This is a genomic window from Ensifer sp. B1-9, from assembly GCF_050474445.1.
GTDB lineage: Bacteria > Pseudomonadota > Alphaproteobacteria > Rhizobiales > Rhizobiaceae > Ensifer.
In genome coordinates, this window is sequence record NZ_JBCHVG010000023.1 from 1 (window position 1) to 20,022 (window position 20,022).

The 20,022-nt window shown below is 60.7% G+C and carries 20 protein-coding genes, 1 tRNA gene and 2 pseudogenes; 10 read left to right on the forward strand and 13 right to left on the reverse strand.

Annotated elements, in window-relative coordinates:
- Positions 1–48 precede the first annotated feature (48 nt).
- The 5 genes from ACQ5BM_RS31050 (at position 49) to ACQ5BM_RS31070 (ending at position 3,419) form a co-directional block, all read left to right on the forward strand.
- Positions 49–125: transfer RNA gene (locus tag ACQ5BM_RS31050), tRNA-Met, on the forward strand.
- 176 nt (positions 126–301) lie between these two features.
- Positions 302–1,630, forward strand: coding sequence for a tyrosine-type recombinase/integrase (locus tag ACQ5BM_RS31055; protein ID WP_429819536.1), 1,329 nt, complete (start codon positions 302–304; stop codon positions 1,628–1,630).
- 116 nt (positions 1,631–1,746) lie between these two features.
- Entirely contained in the window at positions 1,747–1,998 is a 252-nt protein-coding gene (locus ACQ5BM_RS31060) for a ribbon-helix-helix domain-containing protein (protein WP_429819539.1), read from the forward strand.
- 2 nt (positions 1,999–2,000) lie between these two features.
- Positions 2,001–2,366: a type II toxin-antitoxin system RelE/ParE family toxin gene (locus ACQ5BM_RS31065; RefSeq protein ID WP_429819541.1), complete on the forward strand. Its 366-nt coding sequence runs from the start codon at positions 2,001–2,003 to the stop codon at positions 2,364–2,366.
- A gap of 24 nt (positions 2,367–2,390) precedes the next feature.
- Positions 2,391–3,419 carry a hypothetical protein gene (locus ACQ5BM_RS31070; protein ID WP_429819543.1) on the forward strand — a complete coding sequence of 343 codons (1,029 nt, stop codon included), beginning with the start codon at positions 2,391–2,393 and terminating at the stop codon, positions 3,417–3,419.
- A gap of 618 nt (positions 3,420–4,037) precedes the next feature.
- On the opposite strand, the gene ACQ5BM_RS31075 is transcribed toward ACQ5BM_RS31070, so the two are convergent.
- On the reverse strand, positions 4,038–4,193 hold the full coding sequence (locus ACQ5BM_RS31075) for a hypothetical protein (RefSeq protein ID WP_429819545.1): 156 nt from the start codon (positions 4,191–4,193) through the stop codon (positions 4,038–4,040).
- Positions 4,190–4,399 (reverse strand): ribbon-helix-helix domain-containing protein, encoded by a 210-nt coding sequence (locus ACQ5BM_RS31080; protein WP_429819547.1) that lies wholly within the window; start codon positions 4,397–4,399, stop codon positions 4,190–4,192. Before ACQ5BM_RS31080 ends, ACQ5BM_RS31075 begins: the two co-directional genes overlap by 4 nt.
- A gap of 374 nt (positions 4,400–4,773) precedes the next feature.
- Between ACQ5BM_RS31080 and ACQ5BM_RS31085 the strand changes: the two genes are divergently transcribed.
- Positions 4,774–5,412 (forward strand): ParB/RepB/Spo0J family partition protein, encoded by a 639-nt coding sequence (locus tag ACQ5BM_RS31085; protein ID WP_429819549.1) that lies wholly within the window; start codon positions 4,774–4,776, stop codon positions 5,410–5,412.
- Between the two features lie 109 nt (positions 5,413–5,521).
- Positions 5,522–5,782, forward strand: a complete 261-nt coding sequence (locus ACQ5BM_RS31090) for a recombinase family protein (protein ID WP_429819551.1) — start codon at positions 5,522–5,524, stop codon at positions 5,780–5,782.
- Here ACQ5BM_RS31090 and ACQ5BM_RS31095 read toward each other — a convergent pair.
- The 4 genes from ACQ5BM_RS31095 to ACQ5BM_RS31110 are packed head-to-tail and all read right to left on the reverse strand — an operon-like array spanning position 5,733 to position 8,451.
- Complete coding sequence (locus ACQ5BM_RS31095; protein WP_429819553.1) at positions 5,733–6,527, reverse strand: anti-sigma factor family protein; 795 nt, start codon at positions 6,525–6,527, stop codon at positions 5,733–5,735. The genes ACQ5BM_RS31090 and ACQ5BM_RS31095 overlap by 50 nt on opposite strands.
- A complete protein-coding gene (locus ACQ5BM_RS31100; protein ID WP_429819555.1) occupies positions 6,520–7,071 on the reverse strand; it encodes a sigma-70 family RNA polymerase sigma factor in 552 nt (183 codons plus the stop codon). Before ACQ5BM_RS31100 ends, ACQ5BM_RS31095 begins: the two co-directional genes overlap by 8 nt.
- A 49-nt stretch (positions 7,072–7,120) precedes the next feature.
- Positions 7,121–7,459: a cupredoxin domain-containing protein gene (locus ACQ5BM_RS31105; protein WP_429819558.1), complete on the reverse strand. Its 339-nt coding sequence runs from the start codon at positions 7,457–7,459 to the stop codon at positions 7,121–7,123.
- A gap of 38 nt (positions 7,460–7,497) precedes the next feature.
- Positions 7,498–8,451 (reverse strand): metallophosphoesterase family protein, encoded by a 954-nt coding sequence (locus ACQ5BM_RS31110; RefSeq protein ID WP_429819560.1) that lies wholly within the window; start codon positions 8,449–8,451, stop codon positions 7,498–7,500.
- 292 nt (positions 8,452–8,743) lie between these two features.
- On the opposite strand from ACQ5BM_RS31110, the pseudogene ACQ5BM_RS31115 reads away from it, so the two are divergent.
- The 3 genes and pseudogenes from ACQ5BM_RS31115 to ACQ5BM_RS31125 form a co-directional block, all read left to right on the forward strand.
- Positions 8,744–8,972, forward strand: a pseudogene (locus ACQ5BM_RS31115) (hypothetical protein); the annotation flags it as partial.
- A gap of 76 nt (positions 8,973–9,048) precedes the next feature.
- A pseudogene (locus ACQ5BM_RS31120) lies at positions 9,049–9,296 on the forward strand (helix-turn-helix transcriptional regulator).
- Positions 9,297–9,398: 102 nt separating this feature from the next.
- The gene (locus tag ACQ5BM_RS31125) at positions 9,399–9,782 is read left to right on the forward strand and encodes a c-type cytochrome (RefSeq protein ID WP_429819562.1); all 384 of its coding nucleotides are present in this window, start codon (positions 9,399–9,401) and stop codon (positions 9,780–9,782) included.
- Between the two features lie 723 nt (positions 9,783–10,505).
- On the opposite strand, the gene ACQ5BM_RS31130 is transcribed toward ACQ5BM_RS31125, so the two are convergent.
- The 7 genes from ACQ5BM_RS31130 to ACQ5BM_RS31160 form a co-directional block, all read right to left on the reverse strand.
- Positions 10,506–11,150: a TetR family transcriptional regulator gene (locus tag ACQ5BM_RS31130; RefSeq protein WP_429819565.1), complete on the reverse strand. Its 645-nt coding sequence runs from the start codon at positions 11,148–11,150 to the stop codon at positions 10,506–10,508.
- Positions 11,151–11,237: 87 nt separating this feature from the next.
- A complete protein-coding gene (locus ACQ5BM_RS31135; RefSeq protein WP_429819567.1) occupies positions 11,238–12,530 on the reverse strand; it encodes an alpha/beta hydrolase in 1,293 nt (430 codons plus the stop codon).
- A 1-nt stretch (position 12,531) separates the two neighbouring features.
- Positions 12,532–15,582, reverse strand: coding sequence for an efflux RND transporter permease subunit (locus ACQ5BM_RS31140; RefSeq protein WP_429819570.1), 3,051 nt, complete (start codon positions 15,580–15,582; stop codon positions 12,532–12,534).
- Positions 15,579–16,676, reverse strand: a complete 1,098-nt coding sequence (locus ACQ5BM_RS31145) for an efflux RND transporter periplasmic adaptor subunit (protein WP_429819572.1) — start codon at positions 16,674–16,676, stop codon at positions 15,579–15,581. Before ACQ5BM_RS31145 ends, ACQ5BM_RS31140 begins: the two co-directional genes overlap by 4 nt.
- Position 16,677: 1 nt before the next feature.
- Positions 16,678–17,742, reverse strand: coding sequence for an efflux RND transporter periplasmic adaptor subunit (locus ACQ5BM_RS31150; RefSeq protein ID WP_429819575.1), 1,065 nt, complete (start codon positions 17,740–17,742; stop codon positions 16,678–16,680).
- A 351-nt stretch (positions 17,743–18,093) separates the two neighbouring features.
- A complete protein-coding gene (locus ACQ5BM_RS31155) occupies positions 18,094–18,321 on the reverse strand; it encodes a hypothetical protein (protein WP_429819577.1) in 228 nt (75 codons plus the stop codon).
- Between the two features lie 794 nt (positions 18,322–19,115).
- A complete protein-coding gene (locus ACQ5BM_RS31160) occupies positions 19,116–20,006 on the reverse strand; it encodes a DUF2092 domain-containing protein (protein ID WP_429819579.1) in 891 nt (296 codons plus the stop codon).
- Positions 20,007–20,022 lie beyond the last annotated feature (16 nt).

Sequence of the window (20,022 nt, forward strand, 5' to 3'; positions counted from 1 at the left end):
AAAGCGGTTTACGCTACCGCGACAAATCCCATAGGGATTTGCGCTGGACGCGGGGTGGAGCAGCCCGGTAGCTCGTCAGGCTCATAACCTGAAGGCCGCAGGTTCAAATCCTGCCCCCGCAACCAAATTTTACGAGACTTATCAAAGGGCTCCGAGGAAACTCGGAGCCCTTTTTGCGTTCAAAATGTCCTAACACACGGCTAGCACAAAACCGGCCCCTCATTTGACGCGTCCTTGTTCGCGTGATTCCCTGTTCCCATATCGAAGGCAGAAACAAAGCAGGGGGCCGGTATGGCGAGCCGTGAAATCCTCGGAGGGAAGGTCAACGTGTGGCGGCCTCACCTGGCATTGCTCTGCATCGGTAAAGGGCCGGGAGTATCGTGCCAGCACCAAGGAAACCGGGCTGGAGCAAGCCAAGGCCTTTGCCGAGGATTGGTATCTCGGGCTGCGCGGCAAGCTGGCTGCGGGGCTGATGAAGACTGAAAAGACCTTGGCCGAAGCGGCCAAGAAGTTCGAGCAGGAATATGCCGTCATCACCGAAGGTGAGCGCAGTCCCAAGTGGGTTGAGGGCCACAGCATCCGCCTGCGGCTTCATCTGATCCCGTTCTTCGGCAAGATGGGCCTGTCGGAGATCACGGCGGGGACGGTGCAGGACTACCGCGTTCACCGTATTGGCACGTCCACGACGGGCAAGCCTCCGGCCCGTAGCACGCTTCATGACGAGGTTGGTACACTCCGGCAGGTCCTGAAAACTGCCATCCGACACAAGTGGCTCAGCCACCTTCCAGATCTATCGCCACCCTATACGACGCAAGGCAAGATCATGCACCGGCCGTGGTTCAGCCCGGCCGAGTACAAGCAGCTCTACGAGGCGACCCGCCAGAACGCCAAGGAGCCGAAGGCTTCCTACTACCGGTGGGAGGCCGAGCAACTTCATGACTTCGTGCTGTTCATGGGCAATACGGGCTTGCGGCCTGACGAGGCCAAACAGCTCCAGCACCGGGACGTGACCATCGTGGAAGATCCCGACAGCCGTCAGCGCATTCTCGAGATTGAAGCGCGTGGCAAGCGCGGTATCGGCTGGTGCAAGTCCATGCCTGGCGCGGTCAAACCCTACGAGCGTCTCCGGGACCGGTCTAAACCGGTTCGGGAGGAGAAGGCTAATCGCAAGGTCGGGGAAGCTGAGGCGAAGCTGCCCGGCCCGACCGATCTGGTCTTCCCCGGCCACTATCTCAAGATGTTCAACAATCTTCTTAAAGCCCAACATCTCAAGCTGGACCGCGACGGCAAGCCCCGAACAGCATACAGCCTACGTCACACCTATATCTGCCTTCGGCTCATGGAAGGGGCAGACGTCTACGCCATTGCCAAAAACTGCCGCACGAGCGTCGAGATGATCGAGAAATTCTACGCGGCACACATCAAAACCACTTTGGATGCTTCCGTCATCAACGCTCGAAAGCCCAGGCAGCGGGTCAACCGTGCACGGAAGGCGCCGGGGGCGGCGGCAGCGCCGCCCTTCCAAGGAAACGAGGCTCCACAGCCTCGTCGAGACACCCGAACGGGTGTCCACACGAACCGCTTGCCGGTTCGCAGCGCCCGCTTGGCGGGGCACTCACGGAAGGTTTAGCCTTCTCAAAACTCGGCCACGCCTCCGGGCGTGGTTGGGCTTACTGAGGCGATTTGTGAAGAATATTGACAATATATGTTACAAAACCCACAATAAAAGGAGAACGAGAGTAGGCCATGGCATCGGGAAACATTCATGTGCGGGTGAGCGGGCAGTTGGAAGCTCATCTTCAGCAGCAGATCGGTGAGGATGGTCTCTACGAGAATGCCAGTGAGTATATTCGTGCATTGATTCGTCGCGATTTGCAGACCCGCGAGGAAGCTTGGGAGGTCTTGCAAAAGGAATTGTCCCCCGCCATGCGGGCCGATGACAGTGAATTTGTCACCGTCACGGCCGAGGATGTCATTCGTCGCAACCAGCGCCGCTAATCATGGCGACGTATCGGTTTTATCCGCGCGCGGACGCCGCTCAGGACAAGATTTGGAAAGATACCGTCGAGGATTGGGGCGAAGCGCAAGCCGTGACTTACATCACAGGCTTGCATGCCCATTTGCGGCGGCTATGCGACAATCGAATGATATGGCGGAAGTTGCCGCAAAAGCTTGCGGTTCCTGCTGATGTCAAACGCGATGCTTATTTCAGTCGGTACGAGCGGCACTACATCTTCTTTCGTGAGCTGGACAATGGCGATCTTGGTGTCATGAGCCTTCTCCACGAGCGTATGGACGTGCCGGTACGTCTGAGGGAAGACTTGGCGGCTCTCATCGCGAAGCAGGATAAGGCCGACGAAGCTTAATCGACGACCGCAAGGCGAGGGAACGTGTTGGAAGTTCGGCCGATTCACACACTCAATGCGCGCGGCAATGTGTTCCTTGAGGTGACCCGCGATTATCTCAAGGTCTCGCCTGCGGCCATGTTCCGTGAAATCCAGCGTCTCAGGCATGAGACCGAGGAAGCGCTGGCTCTAAAGGGGATTCGCTATACGGACCTGAAAACCGCGCTCGTTCCCGACAGACAACGGAAAGAAATGGCGCTCGTCTTCGATCGGAATGCCATTGAAAATAGCTGGTACGGCTTGCAGGTCTTTCGCAAGATCATTCCCCTCTTTGATCGAAACAGCAATCACTCCGTCTTGGTAGGGGACTACATTGGCGACCACGGTGCTCAAGATCTCTTATTCAACGCCATGCAGCAGTCCGTCGTCCTAACCAGGGATGTCGATTTCGAATACAGCCATCAGTTTTTCGTGGTCTACATCAACAACCTCACTGAGGCGATGATGGCGCGATTCCATCAGGAATTGGCGAGCTGGCAAGCTTATATCGGCCACGCGGATACGACCTATGCATCCCAATTTAAGTTGCTTTTATCCACGATGCTCGCAGATGCCTTCATCAAGCATCGTACGATAATTATCCAGGGCCATGAGGATGACCGGCCAAACACTGAAGACATCAATATGTGCGGAAAGATCGAACGGCCCGTCTATCCCGGCTTTGAGGTTGATACCGAATTCGCCCTGAATGCGATCAACCCCAATCCTCAGCCGCTTGAGGGTTTTTCCGTTGAGGTCGAGGAAGCGAAGCTCGGATATTTGAAATCCGCCAAATCCGGCTCCCTTGCGCGTGCCGGACTTGAACAAGTGACCGAGGACGAGCTTGCGGCGCTTATCCGATCCAAGATCTCGGCGAGCTACATCTACAATATGTCGTACGACGACACCCACCAGGTTTCCAAGTTCAACGTCATCGTGGAGTTGCCGCGCGTGGACGAGGCAGCAACCCGGCTCCTTGCCGCCATGGAGTATAAGCCCGACAGCCGATCGTTGCGCCTGATCACGCTTTACTAGCCGGTCCACCCAGAAGCCGCGCGCAGTGGCTATTCTAGGTACCTTCCTATCGTTCCCCGTTACCGTCTGCGCTACGCGGCCGGAACGGTCGGGGCATGCGCCCGGCTTCTGCCGCCGGCAATCGGCTGCCCGCTCCATTCGCTTCGCTCCCGTGTTGCCGTTGCCTGCGGTTGCCTTCGGCTCAGAAAACGCGGGCGCAAAAATCCCCCGACCGGCCGCGACAGGCGCAGCCGGATAACCAACGGGAGAACCGAACATGAAGCCAACCCAAAAGAGCAAACCCGACTACGCCGTTTATGTCGTGGAAGGCGAGGGCGACAAGGCCCACTGGACGAAAATAGGCGCGGGCTGGTTGCCCTTTTCGGGTAACCGTCATACTGATGGTAGAGTTCGTGCTCCTCGAAAACGCTTCTCATTTGGTTGCTTTTGCCCCCATTCTGGTCCGCGATGATCAAGACTAACGTATCTATATTCACGTCTGTTTCCTCGACAACGAAGCGTTCGAAAGTTGTTAGAGTTGGACAACTTTAAGGACATGCCGTTATCAATTGTTCACAGCCATGCATTGCAAACTCGGATTTCGACGGTTAGGACTGCGCCGACCTGGTCTTGTCCCCCTCAGGGCTTATTCATCTGAGAATTCGGTGCGCTCTCAAATTTAAGGCCACCGGTGGGCGAGATCTCAATGCTCTTCCCGTAGAAGGCAGTGACCCCGACGAGGATGATGACACCGCCGAGCATCAACAGCAGCTTGTTAAAGTCAAAATTCATCACTCGGGTTTCTCCGGGTTGGTGGGCGGTTCAAACAGCCAAGGTGTCCGTTGAATGAGGGTGCCCCCCTCATGAACGTAGTCACGCAAAAGAACCTCGATGGCTGAAACGACGGTTTCGGAACGGTTCTGACTCAGTCGCCGACATGCTTCGTCGAGCTTCGCCAGTTCCTCGTCCGACAATCGAAATGAAATGACTTTCTTGCTCATGGGTACGGTATAAACCGAAGGACTTAATCAAAGATTAACAGTGTAATACGGCGTTCGGATCCTGCTTTGGGGAGGGAGGGATAGTGAGCGTTGAACGCTGTCGTAAATGCATCATTGGTCGCAAGTATCTGATGTCGGGCAGGGAATGCTAACGCGGTTCCCGCGGCATTTATCGCGTGGTGGGGGCCAAGGGGCTTTGCCCCTTTTCTCCCCCAAAAAACAGGGCTTCCGCCCAGCTTCCTCCACTGCGTTCCGTGCAGCCGGTTCCCCGCGAAGCCTGTTGTCCCCTTCCAACCCCACCGCTCGCGCGGCCCCGGGAAGCAGAACGCGGTTCTGCCCCGTGTTCCACGAACGAAACAGGAAGGAACAACACCATGAATATCGTAACCGTAATATCAGCACCCGCTGCCGAAACTGCCAATGTGGAGGCTCTTGCCAGCATCCAACATACCGTGGAGCCCATCTCCCTCAACCGACTTGTGCCGAGCAAGGCCAATGTCCGGCGCGTCAATGCCGATATCGGTGTGTCCGAGTTGGCCGATAGCATCGAGGTCCACGGTCTTATCCACAACCTGACGGTACGGAAGGCGAAGAAGGGCAGGTACGAGGTGATTGCGGGCTCGCGCCGTCTTGCGGCCTTGCGTCTGCTAGCGAAAGAGGGGCGTCTGGCCGAGGATGTCGCAATCCCTTGCAATCTGCGGGAGGAGGGGAGCGATCCTGAAATCTCGCTGGCCGAGAACGTGCAACGGGAGGTCATGCATGTCGTCGATGAAATCCTCGCGTACCGGCAGTTGGCCGAAGGCGGCATAGCTCCTGAAACCATCGCCTCCCGTTTTGGCCAGTCGGTTATCACCGTGCGCCAGCGGCTCACGCTTGCTCATCTGTCACCCAAACTGCTCGATGTGATGCGGGAGGACGGCCTGACAATGGGCCGGAAGGAGAGGCAGAGGGCGGGGAGCATGTTGCGCCCTTGGAAAAGCTGGATCGGGTGGTGCTCGACATTGCCCGTCTGATCGGGAGGCAGATGGCGCGGGAAGACGTTGCCCGGCTGCAAGCATCCGCCGCCAATGAATGCGCCTCGCAATGAGGCCGACGAGGATTGATCTTTACGGAGAACCGCCCATGACCAGCGTTGCGCTTTACGCCCGCTATTCGTCCGACAATCAAAGCGAGGCGTCGATTGAAGACCAGTTCCGGCTTTGCCGGAAACGCGCGGCGCAGGAGCGGTGGCAGACCGTCGGGTCCTACGAGGATGCGGCCTTATCCGGCGCGAGTACGGTGCTGCGCCACGGCATCCAGCGGCTGATCCGTGATGCACAGCGCGCATCATACATCACGATTCAGGCGGCGCCGTCGCGCTGGTGGCAGTGCGGTAATCTGTAACGAAACTATCCAGTTCGGCGCGTTCGAGATCGGACACCGCCCAGTAGCTAAAGCCGCTGCTCGTCCATCTCACCATGTTGTAGCCGTCGGCCTGTTGGCTTTGGGGGCCGGAAGTTCCGGCCGCTGCCGGCTCCGCCACCACCGTGATGAGATGCTCGTTGTGGCGGTAGACGAGTGTCGGGACGGCATTGCCACGGATGACGTCGACGCGGCCGCCGACAAGCGAGAAGCCTTTCGCGGCCAGATCGGGCGCCGGCGGCGAAATGCCGATCCGGTTGTCGAGCCAAGGCTTTACCGTGTGGCGATCGGAGGAGGCGATGTCGACCGGGCTTGCGGCAAGCAGGCTGCGGTGGTGGGTGCTTGCCACGAGATCGCTGGTGGTTTCGCTTGGCCGGTTCACACCCAGCCAGTAGCCGCCGCTCCCCGCCGCGACGAGGGCGACGACGGTGGAGGCGGCCAGCGCCCGCCAGTCCACCTGCCAGCGTGGTTGCCGCGGAGGGGAAGTCGGACCGGAAGCGCCGGCGGCGGACTCGATCCTGTCGAGCAACATCGTGCCAACCTCTGGGCGTTCGAGCCTGGCTAGTGCCGCGCGCGCAGCGATGATGGTCTCATGGGCCTTCCCAAGCTCCGGTTCGTCCGCGATACGGCGTTCGAGCGCTGCAGCGGTGGGCGCGTCGAGCTCGCCGTCGACAAGCGCGTTCAGCAATACAAGATCGGCTTCCGGCGGCAATCTGGCTTCAGTCACGATGGGCCTCCGCGATCGAGGTGGCGAGCAGGAGGCGCGCGCGCGACAGGCGCGACATCACCGTACCGATCGGCACCGACAAAAGGTCGGCGATGTCGCGATAGCTCAAATCATTGAATTCGCGCAGCACCAGAATCTCGCGCAGTGGCGCCGGCAACGCATCAACGGCCCGCTGGATGGCGGCGGCCTCGGCCTTGCGGATCAGTTCGGCCTCCGGCGTCAGGATCGGGGTACCGGTCAAAGCTGCACCTGCCGTCTCGGCCAGCCGCTCCATCTCCACGTCGTCGCCGAGCACAAGGACCGCTTTCGGGCGGTTCTTCGCCATCCAGGTGAACGCGGTATTGCGCACGATGGCCAGCAGCCAAGCACGCGGATGCAGCACAGTGCCGCGCCCAGTCGCGGCGTACGCCCTCAGGCAAGCCTCCTGCACGACGTCCTCCGCATCGTCGCGATTGCCCATCAGCCCGCGCGCGAAGATCAGCGCGTCCCGAAGGTGCGGCACGACCAGTTCCCGGAATCGGATTGCCGGCTGATCCTCGTGCACAGCGCTCGTGTCCTTCTTTGCCGCGCCGGCTGAGCGCCGCCGCGGACGGTCATTTGACGATAATGCTACCCTTCATGAAGGGGTGCAGACCACAGAAATAAGCGACCGTGCCGGATTGCGCGAAGGTCCGGGCAAAACTGTCGTCGGTATCGAGCGGCCCGGAGCGGAAGCTGCCGTCGCCCGCCACGATCGTGTGGACCATGTCATCGGAATTGACGAAGCGCACCGTGTCGCCAAGCTCGATCGTCAACGCCTGCGGCTTGAATGTGAAATTCGAGATTACCACCCGCGTCTCTGCTGCGCCAGCCGGGGCTATCGGCTGGATAAGAAGGGCGACGAACGCGGCGGCAAGCGCCATCTTGGCGGACTTAAGCATCGTGCCGGGCATGGTGATTGCTCCTTTCCTGCGCGTTCATGACAGCCCTCTCAGGCGAGGGTGGTATCGGTGATCGCGAGCCTTTCCTTGCCGACCGTGAAGTCGACGGAGGTCAGGCCCAGCATCGACCGCAACTGGTTAGCCGGAACGATCACGGGGCCAGGCTTGTCGGCCGTGCCAGGTTGCGGTTGCGGAAAAGCCGTCGAGCGGGCGGTGTGGAAGACCATGTTGCCCTCCACCTTCTGCATGATCTGGTGGATGTGGCCATTGAGAACAGTCACAGAACCGAAGCGTCGAAGCAGCGCGAGTGCTTGCGCGGCATCGTCGGTGCCCCAGCCCCATTGCGGATAGATCGACCACAGCGGGATATGGGCGAAGACGACGATCGGCGTCGAGGCCGAGCGCCCGTCGAGGTCATTCTTCAGCCAGGCGAGTTGCTCGGCGCCGAGATTGCCAAGCCCCCCCGCCTTGAGATCGACGACATTGACCAGCCCGATGAAATGGACCCCGTCGCGGTCGAATGCATGCCAGCCGGCGCCGAGCGTTCCCTTTCCATAGCGATCGAGATAGGCCTTGCCCTGTCCCGGATCGATCAGGTCGTGCTCGCCGGGAACGTAGAAAACCTCCAGTCCCGTGCTGTCGACGATGCGGGCGGCGTCGTCGAATTCACCGTCCTTGGACAGATGGGTGATGTCGCCCGTATGGATAATGAAGGCGGGCTTCACCGGAAGCGCCTTGATCCTGTCGATCGCCTCGGTCAGCGTATCGACGGCGGTCACCTTGGCTTCCTTGTCGAAGCCGATATGGCTGTCCGAGATCTGCAGGAAGGTCATCGCGCCTTGCGCGGTGTCGGCGGCCTGAGCTGTGTCGAGCAAGCCGAGCGACTTGGGGATGCCGCCCGAGACGGTCCACACCACGCCCGTTCCCGCCCATACCATGCATTCGAGCGCATGCCGGCGCGTCAGCACGAAGGCAGCATCGGTCACTTGTTCGTCCTTGCGCATTTCCGTTCTCCTTTCGAACGTCCGTCGCCGGAGTAGGAGACCGAGGAAGCTGCGCGCTTATTCTGGGCGAGCGCTCACGTTATCGTGAGCGGTGGCGCGGCGACAATATTGGTCGCCGTACTCAGGCCATTGATCACCGAACGCGGCAACGTCATCCACGCTCCCGACTTCACAACCGATCTGCTGACCGATGTGCCGGATCGTTTCCGGCCCTCTGGAATTGCTCAACATGACCTGATGACCGGCCCTCGTTGGCCAGCAATCCAACTGCCTGCGCCATTCGCCCGGCGCTTGGCAGAAGCTCGACCAGAACCAGCCAGCGCCAATACAGGGAAGGCGACATGGCCGGCTACAGGGCCACGCGCTCGCAGATGGGCGACATGGCCAACAGCCTGCAACGCGATCCGCAGCTTGAATCCATCCTCGCCGGTCGCAAGAAAGACCTCGGCATCGGCGGCGAGCTCGACTCGGGCCGCAGCATCGGTCGCGCACTGGCCTTCACCCATGGTCTCGACCTCGGCCACGCCATGGCCGCACGCTCGGATTTTGCGCCTTGCGCGGACCTGACCGCCTGTCCTGTCTGGTCTCAGCAGCGACCTGAAACAGCCAGCAGGAGGCACGCCAGCCAAGCGCGAACCAGACCGCATCATCCGTTTGAAGACCGTCCTTGCCCGCACCGGACTGTCCCGTTCCACCCTCTACCGCAAGATCGCCGAGGGCACGTTTCCGCGTCAGGTCAGGATCAGCGCCAACGGCGCGGGCTGGCACGAATCCGACATCAAGCGCTGGGTCGCCAGCCCGGTGGGTGGCGACCGCAAGGCGAAGTTGGTTCTCGCGAATCTTGAGTTGGCGAAACAGGAGCTTCCTCGCTGTCGCAAAAGTCGATACTTGGTAACTGCGCAGAAATCAGGTGCGAAACGCTGATCTCATAGGGGACACACAGCGCAATGAAAGCCAAAGAAACGTTCATCGCTGTGCTGGCAATAATAACACTTTTGACCCCATCTGCTTCCCTTGCCGACAGCAGGAATGGAGAACGGATATTTTCGTCGAGATGCGCTATGTGCCACGGGGCTGATATTAAAGGCACAGGGCCGTTGGCTCAAAAAAGCGTTCCTCCTACGCCTGATCTTACAACGGCAGCGTTCAGGCAACGGCTGGCCGATTACCCCGGCGTCATTGTTTCATCCGTAATACTCCGTCCAAATGGGGATTTGATTCCGAGGACGCTGCGGGAAAATGGCGTAACGCTTCCTGCATTCACTTGGAGGGTTAAGGATTTTCGGGATCTGAACGAATATATGACCGGCGTAATTTCCAGCAGTAGATGATCGCATTGTCGCTGAATTCCTGAAATTTTTGAGCACGGCGGCGGCGCTGAAATCCTCAATTATTCCCCTAGCAAAACTCGCTCGCAATAATCTGCATTTCGCGACGGGGATGAAGGCTTATTCATGGTCCGCCCTTCGGGGCAGGCTCTACTCCGCAACGGCTTTGCCGCCGCTCCACGGAACCCCGTGCCGGGTTTCCGCGCCAGAGGCGTAACGATCCCTGATGCAGCCGGCTTTCAGCCGGGACGGACGCGCATTCGCGCGGACTCCTTGCATAGCGGGAACCGAGGGCTTTGCCCTTCTCTTTGCCGAAAGGGGCTTTCGCCCGCCTTCCGCACTCCGCTTCGCTTCCTTTGTGCAGGCGGTTCCCCGCAAAGCCCCTTTTCCCCTACCAACCCACCGCTCGCGCGGCTCCGGGAAGCAGGCGGGGCCTGCTTCGCCGTCCAATCGGGAGAGGAAGATGATTTTCTCGGTATCGCAAGGCGTTCAGCGAGTCCAAAGATTCACACCCCTAATGCCGTTCGTCTGGCTCAAGTCCCGCAGACCATCAGGCGCGCGGGGGAATTCGGCCTTCAGCAGGTGGCCTATCGGGACTTCGCCAGCGACGCTGCCCGTGGCTGGCTGGATCAATCACCTGAACTTCCTCACGATGCGACTCGATCGAGGGGCTCGATGTCGAGCCCCCGGATGCGTCTAAGGTCCGCGCGCGCCCCGTCCCGCGTCTCACGCGACCTTTCCGGGATCCTCTACTTTCCGTGCCCGGAACCTCTGAATTGCTGCGATTGCAAATGAAACGAGTTCGGAAGCCGAAGCTTCACATCGGCTCGACGGCAGCACCTCAACGATTATGGGATCCCAAAGGACACTGACCGAGGCGCAGAAGCAGGAGGCGGCCACTTCGATTTTTGCCGGTGCAAACTCCTCTGCGACGATGCCAGCAAGTATGAGTTCTGCCACGGCGGCCTCAAGCCGTTTCAAATGCTGCTTGAACGATGGCCAATTGCCTTGGGCCGCTAGAGCCATGAGGCTGAACATTTGGGCGTCGTTGTCCCGTGCCTGCAGCACCAGTCGATGCTGTTCCAGCATGATTTCTTTCAAGCGCACCGTTGCACTGGCCTGTCCGCAGTCGGCGGAGGAGGTGAAGCAGAAACGGTTCTCGAATAAGCTCGCTGCCGCGGCATCCAATATGGCAGCCTTAGAAGGAAAGACCTTGTACACGCTTGCCGGGGACTTCCCGAGCAGTCGGGAAACATCGGCGACGTTCGTTTTTGACGGACCGTATTGACGGCATGCTGCCGTGGCGGCTTCGACAATACGGGATCTCTCATCTGCGCACGGCTGACTACGTGCGATTACCCGACTTTCCAATTGCGGCTCCTACGGACGTACGGTTTCGAACTCTATCGTCTTGAAGTTCTTGAGACGGCCCTCATCACAGAAGCCCGCCACGAAGGCTTAGTACGAGATCTGCCCGTCGATGATCTTTCCATCGTCGGATGAAAGTTCCCGCTTCAGCACGGCGCGCGCCTCCGGGCTGATCACGGCTACGGGAACCGCAACGGCGACGCGCGCTGCCGAGCCTGCTAGATTGGCTGCTGACGTCCCGACCTGGTCGGCAACGCTCGCCTTTGCGCCCTCGAGACTCTGTCCCGCCAGCCGCCTCCCGAGCAGGCGCACGATCTCGGGACTGTCGGCGAAAGCGTTATGACCGAGCGGGTCGCTCGTCGTGATGCCGCTCGTATCGATCACGGAAACGCCAAGTTCTTCGAGAAGGGGTGCATAGGGCCTGAGATCGGTGCCGCCGACCCGGTTGACGCCGCCCGACAGCCAGCCGGACACCCCCAGCGCCTTGTCGCGCGTCGATGTCAGGATCGCAAAGTGCGGCCGCCTCGGCCCCATCTCCGTGAACTGACGGCGAAACACGTCGATGTCGATGTCCGGGGATGCCAGGATGACGTTCCTGACCTTGGGCGGGATCGATTTCTCGCGCATCGCCACCCCGCGCAGGGCCTCCGCTGCAAGCCAGCCTCCCATCGAGTGGGCGAGGATCGTCACGTCGTCGACGTCGGGGCTTTTCGCAGCCTGAAGGATCAGATCCTCCAGGGCGCGGCGCGAATAGTTGGCGCTCTCCTTGTCATAAAGGTAGTCGAATACACGACCTCTCGAGGGCCAGGTGAAGAGGATCGGCGCAGCGTCGGTTCCGGAATCATGAACGATCTGCGCGAAGCGGAAGACTGCGTCGGCATAGGTGTTGTTGAAGCCATGAACGAATATGAGCACCTGCCGCTTCGAGTTTCGATTCTTTCCAAACCAGTCGCGCGCCTGTCGTTCGGATGAAACGGTGGAGACCCCGGTGACGGCGAACTCCTTCTCCGGATTCTGGGGCAGGCGTGACGGCCACTGCACCTCTCCGATCTTCCGAACGCGATCAGGTGGTATCGATACGCTGACGCTGTTGAGGGAAATCGCCGTCCCACGGTCGCCGGAAAAGAGCTTGCCCGGATCCTCCGAGGGCTTGCGCGTTGTGGCGACCAGCATGGTGACCCGGCTGGTGTCAGTCGGGGCGACGGCGAGAGGGCGAAGGACGTCCTGCGTCCTGCCGGCGCAACCCGATGCGACAAGAGATATGGTGAGTAGGACAGGGACCCACGGCCTCACGCGGCCGCGACCTGTAGCGGCTGGCTTTGCGAGACCACGCGGCGGTTGAAGCTGGGCTTTTCGCCGAGCGTACGAGAGAAGGGCTGTCATGTCAGTGCTGCTCGACCTCGCGCGGTATCCGGAACCAGGCGACATAGAGGGCTGGCAGGAAGAGAAGCGTCAGCGCTGTTCCGACGACGATCCCGCCCATCATGGCGTAGGCCATGGGTCCCCAGAATATCTCATGCGAAATCGGGATCAGCGCCAGGGTGGCCGCCGCGGCGGTGAGCATGATCGGCCGCATGCGGTGTTCGGTCGCCTCCACCACCGCCTTCCATGCCGACATACCCTCCGCGCGCAGTTCCTCGATCTGTACGATCAGGATCACCGAGTTGCGGATGAGGATGCCGACCAGCGCGAGCACCCCGAGGAGCGCGACGAAGCCAAGCGGCGCATTGCTAGCGAGCAGAGCCACGACGACGCCGATGAGTGCCAGCGGGGCGACCGAGAAGACCAGGAACAGCCTGTGGAAGCTCTGGAGCTGGATCATCAGGAGTGTCGCCATGATGAGGAACATGGCCGGCGCTACCTTCGCGATCGGACCCTGCGACTTGGCGCTTTCCTCGACAGCGCCTGCGACCTGCACGGAATACCCGGCCGGTAACGTCCTTTCGAACGTGGCAATCTTATCCGACAAATCCTTCACGATGGTCGCCGGTTGCGTCGCATCGGCGATCCCGGCCTTCACCGTGATCGTCGGGATCCGGTCACGACGCCAGATCGTCGGCTGTTCCAGCTCGTAGCGGAAGGTCGCAACCGACGACAGCGGAACCGACTGGCCGCTGCTGCTTTGCAGTTGCAGGTCGAGGAGCGTGTCCACAGACTCGCGCTCCTTTTCAGCCGCTCGACCGACCACATCGACCAGGTAGATGTCATCGCGTACCTGGGTGACGGCGTTCCCCTGCACCACCGTATTGAGCGCCATCGCGATGTCCTGGGACGACACTCCAAGCTGTCGCGCCTTGTCCTGCAGCACGTCGATCTTCACGACGCGGGCCGGTTCGTTCCAGTCGAAGGCGAGGTTCCCCAGCGAGGGATGGCTGCCCACGATGGACGCCAGTTTCTGCGCCAGACCACGCACCGTCTGCAAGTCTTCGCCGGAAACGCGGTATTGGATCGGCTTGCCGACCGGCGGGCCGACTTCCAGAAGCTTCACGTAGCCGTCGGTGCCGGGAAAGGTCTTCTGGAGGTACGATTCAACGTCCCGCTTGAGTTTGTCCCGGACGTCGAGTCCCTTGGTGACGATGACGGTCTGGCCGAAGGCAACGTCGGCCGGTTGGACGTCGAAGGACAGGATGAAGCGCGGCGCGCCTCTCCCGACGTATGTCGACCAGTGGTCGACCGCAGGGTTGCCGGCCAGCATCTCCCGTTCGAACTGAGCCATTTGGCGGCTCGTTTCAGCAATCGAGCTGTTCTGCGGCAGGTTCCAGTCGACGATCAGTTCCGGCCGGTCGGAACTCGGGAAGAACTGCTGCTGGACCAATGACAGGCCCGCGACTGATGCTGCGAATAGCAGGACCGTTGCTACGATCGTGATCCAGCGCCAGCGCAGGCAGGCTTGCAGAAGGTTCGAGAACGCCTTCGCAAACCAACCCTTGTGTTCGGCATGCTTCTTCATCGTCTTCGGAAGAATGGTCACGCCGATGAGGGGTGTGAACAGAACAGCGACGACCCAGGATACGACCAGCGATACGGCGATGACGACGAACAGAGTGAAGGTGAACTCGCCTGCATTGCTCTTGTTGAACGCCACCGGTATGAAGCCCGCCACCGTCACGAGCGTGCCGGTTAGCATAGGGAACGCAGTCGATGTGTAGACGTGGGTGGCGGCTTTCCTGAGACTGTCTCCCAGCTCCAGCCGCGCCACCATCATCTCGACCGCGATCATAGCGTCATCGACCAGCAGACCGAGCGCGATGATCAGCGCTCCGAGCGATATTCGCTGAAGCGAAATTCCTGAATAAAGCATCACCATGAAGGTGATGGCGAGGACCAGTGGGATCGCAATCGAGACGACAAGGCCGGCCCGGACACCGAGACTGACGAAACTGATCGCAAGCACGATGGCGACAGCCTCGAACAGGGCCTTTGTGAAGCCTCCAACGGCCTCCTCAACCACCTTCGGCTGGTCGGACACCTGCTCGACCGAGACGCCGACCGGCATGTCCTGAATGACGCGGGCCATCGTTTTTTCGAGTGCTTCGCCAAAGTGGAGCAGGTTTCCACCTGTCTTCATGCCGATCGCCAGCCCGATCGCAGGCTTTCCATTGAAGCGGAACAACGACGTCGGCGGGTCGACATAGCCGCGGGTGATCGTGGCGACGTCAGTCAGGGGAAAGAAGCGATCGTTTACCCGGAGGTTGATTCCGCGCAAGGTATCTTCGGAGATGAACCGCCCGCCGACGCGCAATGCAATGCGTTCCGGCCCCGTCTGGACGAAGCCTGATTGGGTGACGGAGTTCTGAGCCTGCAGCGTGGCGATGATGTCGGCGCGATTGATGCCGAGGGCGGCGATCTTGCGCGTGGAGAATTCCAGATAGATGACCTCGTCCTGAGCGCCGACGATGTCGACTTTGCCCACGTCCGGGATCTTGAGGATCTGCGTTCGCGCGTTCTCGGCAAAATCGCGCAGCTCCCTGAAGCTCAATCCGTCGCCGGTGAACGCAAAGATATTGCCGTAGACATCGCCGAACTGGTCATCGAAGAAGGGACCGACCACGCCTTGCGGGAATTCGTGCTTGATATCGTCGATCAGGTTGCGCACCCGCGCCCAGGTGGGCTTTACATCCCGCGCGTTGGTATCCGGCAGCAGATCGACGAAGACGGTCGTCTGGCCGGCCGTGGTAATGCTGCGGGTATGCTCGAGATTGTCGAGCTCCTGCAGCTTTTTCTCGATGCGGTCGGCAACCTGCTCGGTCACTTCCTGGGCGGAAGCGCCGGGCCACTGGGCCTGGATGACCATGGTCTTGATGGTGAAGGATGGATCTTCCTCGCGTCCGAGGCCGAGATAGGCGAAAGCGCCAGCGGCCGCGAAGATGATCATGAAATACCAGACGAGGGAGCGATGCTCGAGCGCCCAGTCAGAGAGATTGAACTTGTTCACGAGCGCGGCTCCTGTTCGTCTTTGACCTTCTGTCCGTCGGCAAGTTCGTTCACGCCGGCGACGACGACTTCGTCTCCTTCCCGCAGCCCGGAAAGGACGCGGACGAAGCGGGCCCCCGCGGCTCGCGCCCCGAGCTCGACCGGTCTGAACTTCACCGTGCCCGTCGACCGGTCCACGACCCAGACGCAGTCGGCGCCATCCTTGTTGCTGATTGCGGAGATCGGCAGGGGGATGGATCCGTTCGTTTCCCCCGCCATGGCATTGACCGTGACCACCGCGCCGAGACGGAAAATCTCGGGCGCCTGGTCGATTGCGAGCTTGACCCTGTAAGTGCGGGTGCTGGGTTCGGCCTGGGGCGCGATCTCGCGCACCTTGCCCAATGTCTCCTGCCGGGAATCCAGTTGGAGCGCGACGTTGAAATTGTCGCCTACCCTGCCGGATGACAAAAGCGCTTCCGGTACGTCGAGGACTACGTCACGCAGTTCGGGGCGGGCGAGCCTCAGAACCGTTTGACCGGCTGCGACCGTCTGGCCCGCCTCGGCAGACGTGGCCGTGACGACACCATCGAACTCGGCTCTCAGTTCCGAGTAGCCAAGCTGCTCACGCGCCTTGGCAAGGCTTGCCGTTGTTTTTGCAACGTTTGCCTCGGCCGACTTGAGCTGCTGCTCCGCAAGATCGTAGTCGGCAACACTGGCGGCGTTGGTGTTCGCAAGCGCCCGCTTGCGTCTTTCCGTGATGGCAGCATTGTCGAGTTGCGCCTGTGCGTTGCGCAGATCGGCTTCCGCGCTCCTCACCGCGAGCTGAAGGCTGAGCGGATCGATCTCGGCGACGACCTCGCCTTTAGAAACAAGATCTCCGACCTCGACCCTGCGCGCTACTAATCGTCCGAGTGTCCGAAAGGCCATGTCAGTTTCGACGCGGGCTTGCACGACTCCGGGCAGGCTTCCGATTTTCTCCGGTTCCGCGGTCGCCGTCACGGTCTTGACGGGTCGGGGGTTCACCTGCTCCCCGGCGACCGAGCTTTCATCGCAGCCGGCGAGGAACGAGATCGATAGCAGAAGCGGAAGAGTTGCATATAAGCGGTTGACGGTCATCTCACTTGCCTTCCCAGGCTACTGCCTGGCCTTCCCTCAGAAATTTTCCTCCCTCCGTGACGATGAGGTCGTTCGGCGCGATGCCGCCAGCCACGACGAAGTCGGTCTTTCGGTAGCGGTCGACCGAAATCCTGCGGAGGGTGACGGTGTGCTTTTCGGTGTCGACCAGCCAGACGGCGGGATCACCCTGGTCGGAGGCGATCGCGTTATAAGGCAGGACGATCCCCGAGCGCGGAGAGGACTGAACCCTGCCGACGACCGTCGTGCCGAGAGGCCATCGGGTGTCGGCCGGAAGAGCTGCCTTGATGCGGATCGTACCGGCTCTGGTGTCTATTACCGGGGACACCTCGCGGACATTGGCGTGCAGTTCGTGAGCTCGGTCCGCGAGCGGCGCGACCGCGACGTCCGCCGAGGGCCGCCCGTTGAGGAAGAAGGCTTCGAAGACGTCGAAGACGGCGTCTCTTTGACCATCGTGTGCAAGGGTGAACACGGACTGCGCCGCGGAAACCACTTGTCCAACCTCTACACCACGCGCCGTGATGATCCCGTCGGCGTCGGCTCTTACCTCGGTGTAGGACAGCGCGTCCTGGGCGGTCGCCAGCGCGGCCTCGGCTGCCTCCAGCGCCGCTTGAGCGCTCAGCAACTCTTGCTGAGCCGTGTCGAAGACCTGTTTGGTTATTGCCTGTGACTGCACCAGGCTCTTCGCCCGCTCGAAGGCCAGGTTTTTCTGTCTAGTGACGGCCTTTGCCGAATCCAGTGCCGCTCGGGCGACGCTTACGTCTGCCTGCTGCTCGGTATCGTTCAGCCGAGCAAGAACCTCACCGGCGTGGACGCGCGATCCGACGTCGACCCGCCGCTCAATTACGCGGCCGCTGACGCGAAAGGAGAGCTCGGTCTGGATCCGAGCTTTCACCTCGCCTGTAATTTCTGCACTAGGCTGATACTGCGCACTGGCGGCGGCAACGACGCGGACTTGCTGCGGCGGCGGCGCTACCACGGACTTCTCTTCGCAGGCAGCCAGAAAAGCGCAGGCGAGACCAATTCCCAGCAATCGAAAGGACTGCATATTTGCTCCGGTTACGGTTTGTGGCCAAGGGCAGAGCCGCGTCGTCGCGGTCTCTCATCGGATGCGAACGAGGCATCACTCAATGTTGACAATGGCCACTTAAAACGAAAGAGTGGGCAGTGTCAACATCTGGTTCGTTAAAAAGTTGACAGGCGCAACATTATGTCGAGCCGGTCGTGTGACTGACCGCATCGTGGTCGTCGCTTTTGTCACAAAGACCGTTGAAGGAGGACTTCAGGGACACTCGCCAATTGCAGTGCGCGGCAGGGTGCAGATGCCCGATCCCGCAAAGTGCTGGTTGCGGCGGCTCTGCTGTCGCCGCTGAACCTCTCGTCGGCCATATCGGCCGTTCTAGTTCCCGCCGGACTCGCGGTTGAGGTCAGATGGCGGCTTCTCTCCCGTGACCACGATGTTCCCCTGGATCCCATATGCGATCCGCATGTTCGCGGCGGCGGCCTGTAGCCAATCGACCGCACCCTCCAGTGTCCACGTCGTGCCATCCGGCGGCAGGCTCTCGAACAGGCCAACAATCAGCGGGTTGCTGGACGCTGAGGTGTCATTGACGCTGCTTTGGCGCAATTGGCCATTCGCCTCGCGACCCAATGACGAGTTGGAACGGCTCCGGTTGGACGAACCCGCAAGGGACCTGGCCGAGGAGCCCGAACGGGTCCCGCCAGACGCATTCGAGGATGTCAAACCAGACGCCGCCGAAGAGGTCGCTTGAGAAGAACCCGACGAGGTTCTGTGAGAGGGGGCGGAGGAGTCCGCATAGGATTCGGACCGGGAGGTGTAGTATGTGCCGCTACTTGAGTTCGAGGCGATCGCGGCACCCGTCGTGACGCCGACTGCATATCCGCCGAGGGCGTAGGCTCCACGGCGATAGTATTCGTGTCCATGGCCACCACCATAGTCTCCGCTCCCATAATACCCGCGGCCATAGTATCCACGACCGAAGTATCCGTTGCCGTTGCCAGAAATCCTGACATCGCCGGAGTTGTTTACCGTGACATTGCCTGAGTCCTTGGCAAGGATGTTGCCACGGGAGTTCATGACGGTGCGGTTCGCGTTTATATTGCCACCGGAATTCAGCGTGTCGCGGCTGATATTACCTGGCAGAGCGCTCCGTGCGCGGCGGGGACTTTCTGCCAAGCGCCTCCTTTCGGGGCCGAGATTTGGCGCGTGGTTCGGATGGTCAATTTGCGGACGGTTCCGAGCACTCAGTGGCGGACGGTCCAGGCGCTCCATCGGTGGATGAGGCGGCCGTCCCGACGGCAGAGGCGGCGGTCCGCCGGGCGGCGGAGCAAACTGGGCAAAGGCAACGCTCGATGGCCCGGTGAATGCGAGGAGAACACAGCAGGTGAGCTTCAGATGGTTCATCGCTTGTTAACCTCGGACTGCGGCGCAACTGCTGGTGTCAGTTCGATCTTTGTAGCATCGGCGGGCGGTCGGAAGGCGAATTCGGCATCGGGCAGGCGGGACCGGACCTCCCAGCTCGTGAACTCCGCGACGAACCTGGGTTGCCCCGGGAGCAAGCGGTAGATGACGATCAGACGACGTGGCTTCGCCACGCTGTTCTTCTCCACCCACAGCTCCAGGTCGATTCCGGACCTCTGAGAGAAAAACAGATGCCGGCATTCCATGCCGTCGATATCGCCGGTTCCTACCTCCCTTGCGGCGGTGGCATCGTCCAATAGAACCTTGTCCGGAGCGCCCGCAAAAAGGACGCTGAGCGGAAAGTCTATGTCCAGCCTGTTCGCCACCTCGTCGAGCGCGGACGGTATGTCACCCGATGCCGAGATCGTCACGTACTTCCTGCTGTCGGGGAAGAAGACCGAGGCCTCTTTGCCGTCGTAAAAGAGATCGTGCTTGCCATCGTCGCCGCTAAACTCGACGGCGATCTTGTCGGGGCGGCGCGCGGCGATTTTTATCGTGTGAAAAATGTGAAGTGGCTGCCCGGATTCGTCCAAGTAGGCCCTGATCGTTCTCGCAGTGATTGTCATGTCGCTGGCACGGAGCGTCTTGCCCATCTGTGAAACGACGCTCTCGACTTCATCGGTGACCGCCGGGGGCGGGGCCGTTTCGCCCGCCCGGGCTGCTGGCAGCGCAGCGAATCCCACGAGAATGGCGAGCGCGGTCGCCCGAACAAGCTTCTCCAGGGTCGCAATCGTTTCGTGCCTGCCTGAGTCGTCGACGTAAGGGTTCGTCGCGCCCGGCCGGTACCGGGCAAGAGACAGGAGTTGGTCTGAATGGTTGCTAGAATGCAATGCTATTTCCTTTGCA

Coding starts and splice junctions, on each gene's coding strand:
- ACQ5BM_RS31060 (WP_429819539.1), top strand. CDS start 1,747: ATGGCATCGGGAAACATTCATGTGCGGGTGAGCGGGCAGTTGGAAGCT.
- ACQ5BM_RS31065 (WP_429819541.1), top strand. CDS start 2,001: ATGGCGACGTATCGGTTTTATCCGCGCGCGGACGCCGCTCAGGACAAG.
- ACQ5BM_RS31080 (WP_429819547.1), bottom strand. CDS start 4,399: ATGAGCAAGAAAGTCATTTCATTTCGATTGTCGGACGAGGAACTGGCG.
- ACQ5BM_RS31085 (WP_429819549.1), top strand. CDS start 4,774: ATGAATATCGTAACCGTAATATCAGCACCCGCTGCCGAAACTGCCAAT.
- ACQ5BM_RS31090 (WP_429819551.1), top strand. CDS start 5,522: ATGACCAGCGTTGCGCTTTACGCCCGCTATTCGTCCGACAATCAAAGC.
- ACQ5BM_RS31105 (WP_429819558.1), bottom strand. CDS start 7,459: ATGCCCGGCACGATGCTTAAGTCCGCCAAGATGGCGCTTGCCGCCGCG.
- ACQ5BM_RS31110 (WP_429819560.1), bottom strand. CDS start 8,451: ATGCGCAAGGACGAACAAGTGACCGATGCTGCCTTCGTGCTGACGCGC.
- ACQ5BM_RS31125 (WP_429819562.1), top strand. CDS start 9,399: ATGAAAGCCAAAGAAACGTTCATCGCTGTGCTGGCAATAATAACACTT.
- ACQ5BM_RS31135 (WP_429819567.1), bottom strand. CDS start 12,530: ATGACAGCCCTTCTCTCGTACGCTCGGCGAAAAGCCCAGCTTCAACCG.
- ACQ5BM_RS31145 (WP_429819572.1), bottom strand. CDS start 16,676: ATGACCGTCAACCGCTTATATGCAACTCTTCCGCTTCTGCTATCGATC.
- ACQ5BM_RS31150 (WP_429819575.1), bottom strand. CDS start 17,742: ATGCAGTCCTTTCGATTGCTGGGAATTGGTCTCGCCTGCGCTTTTCTG.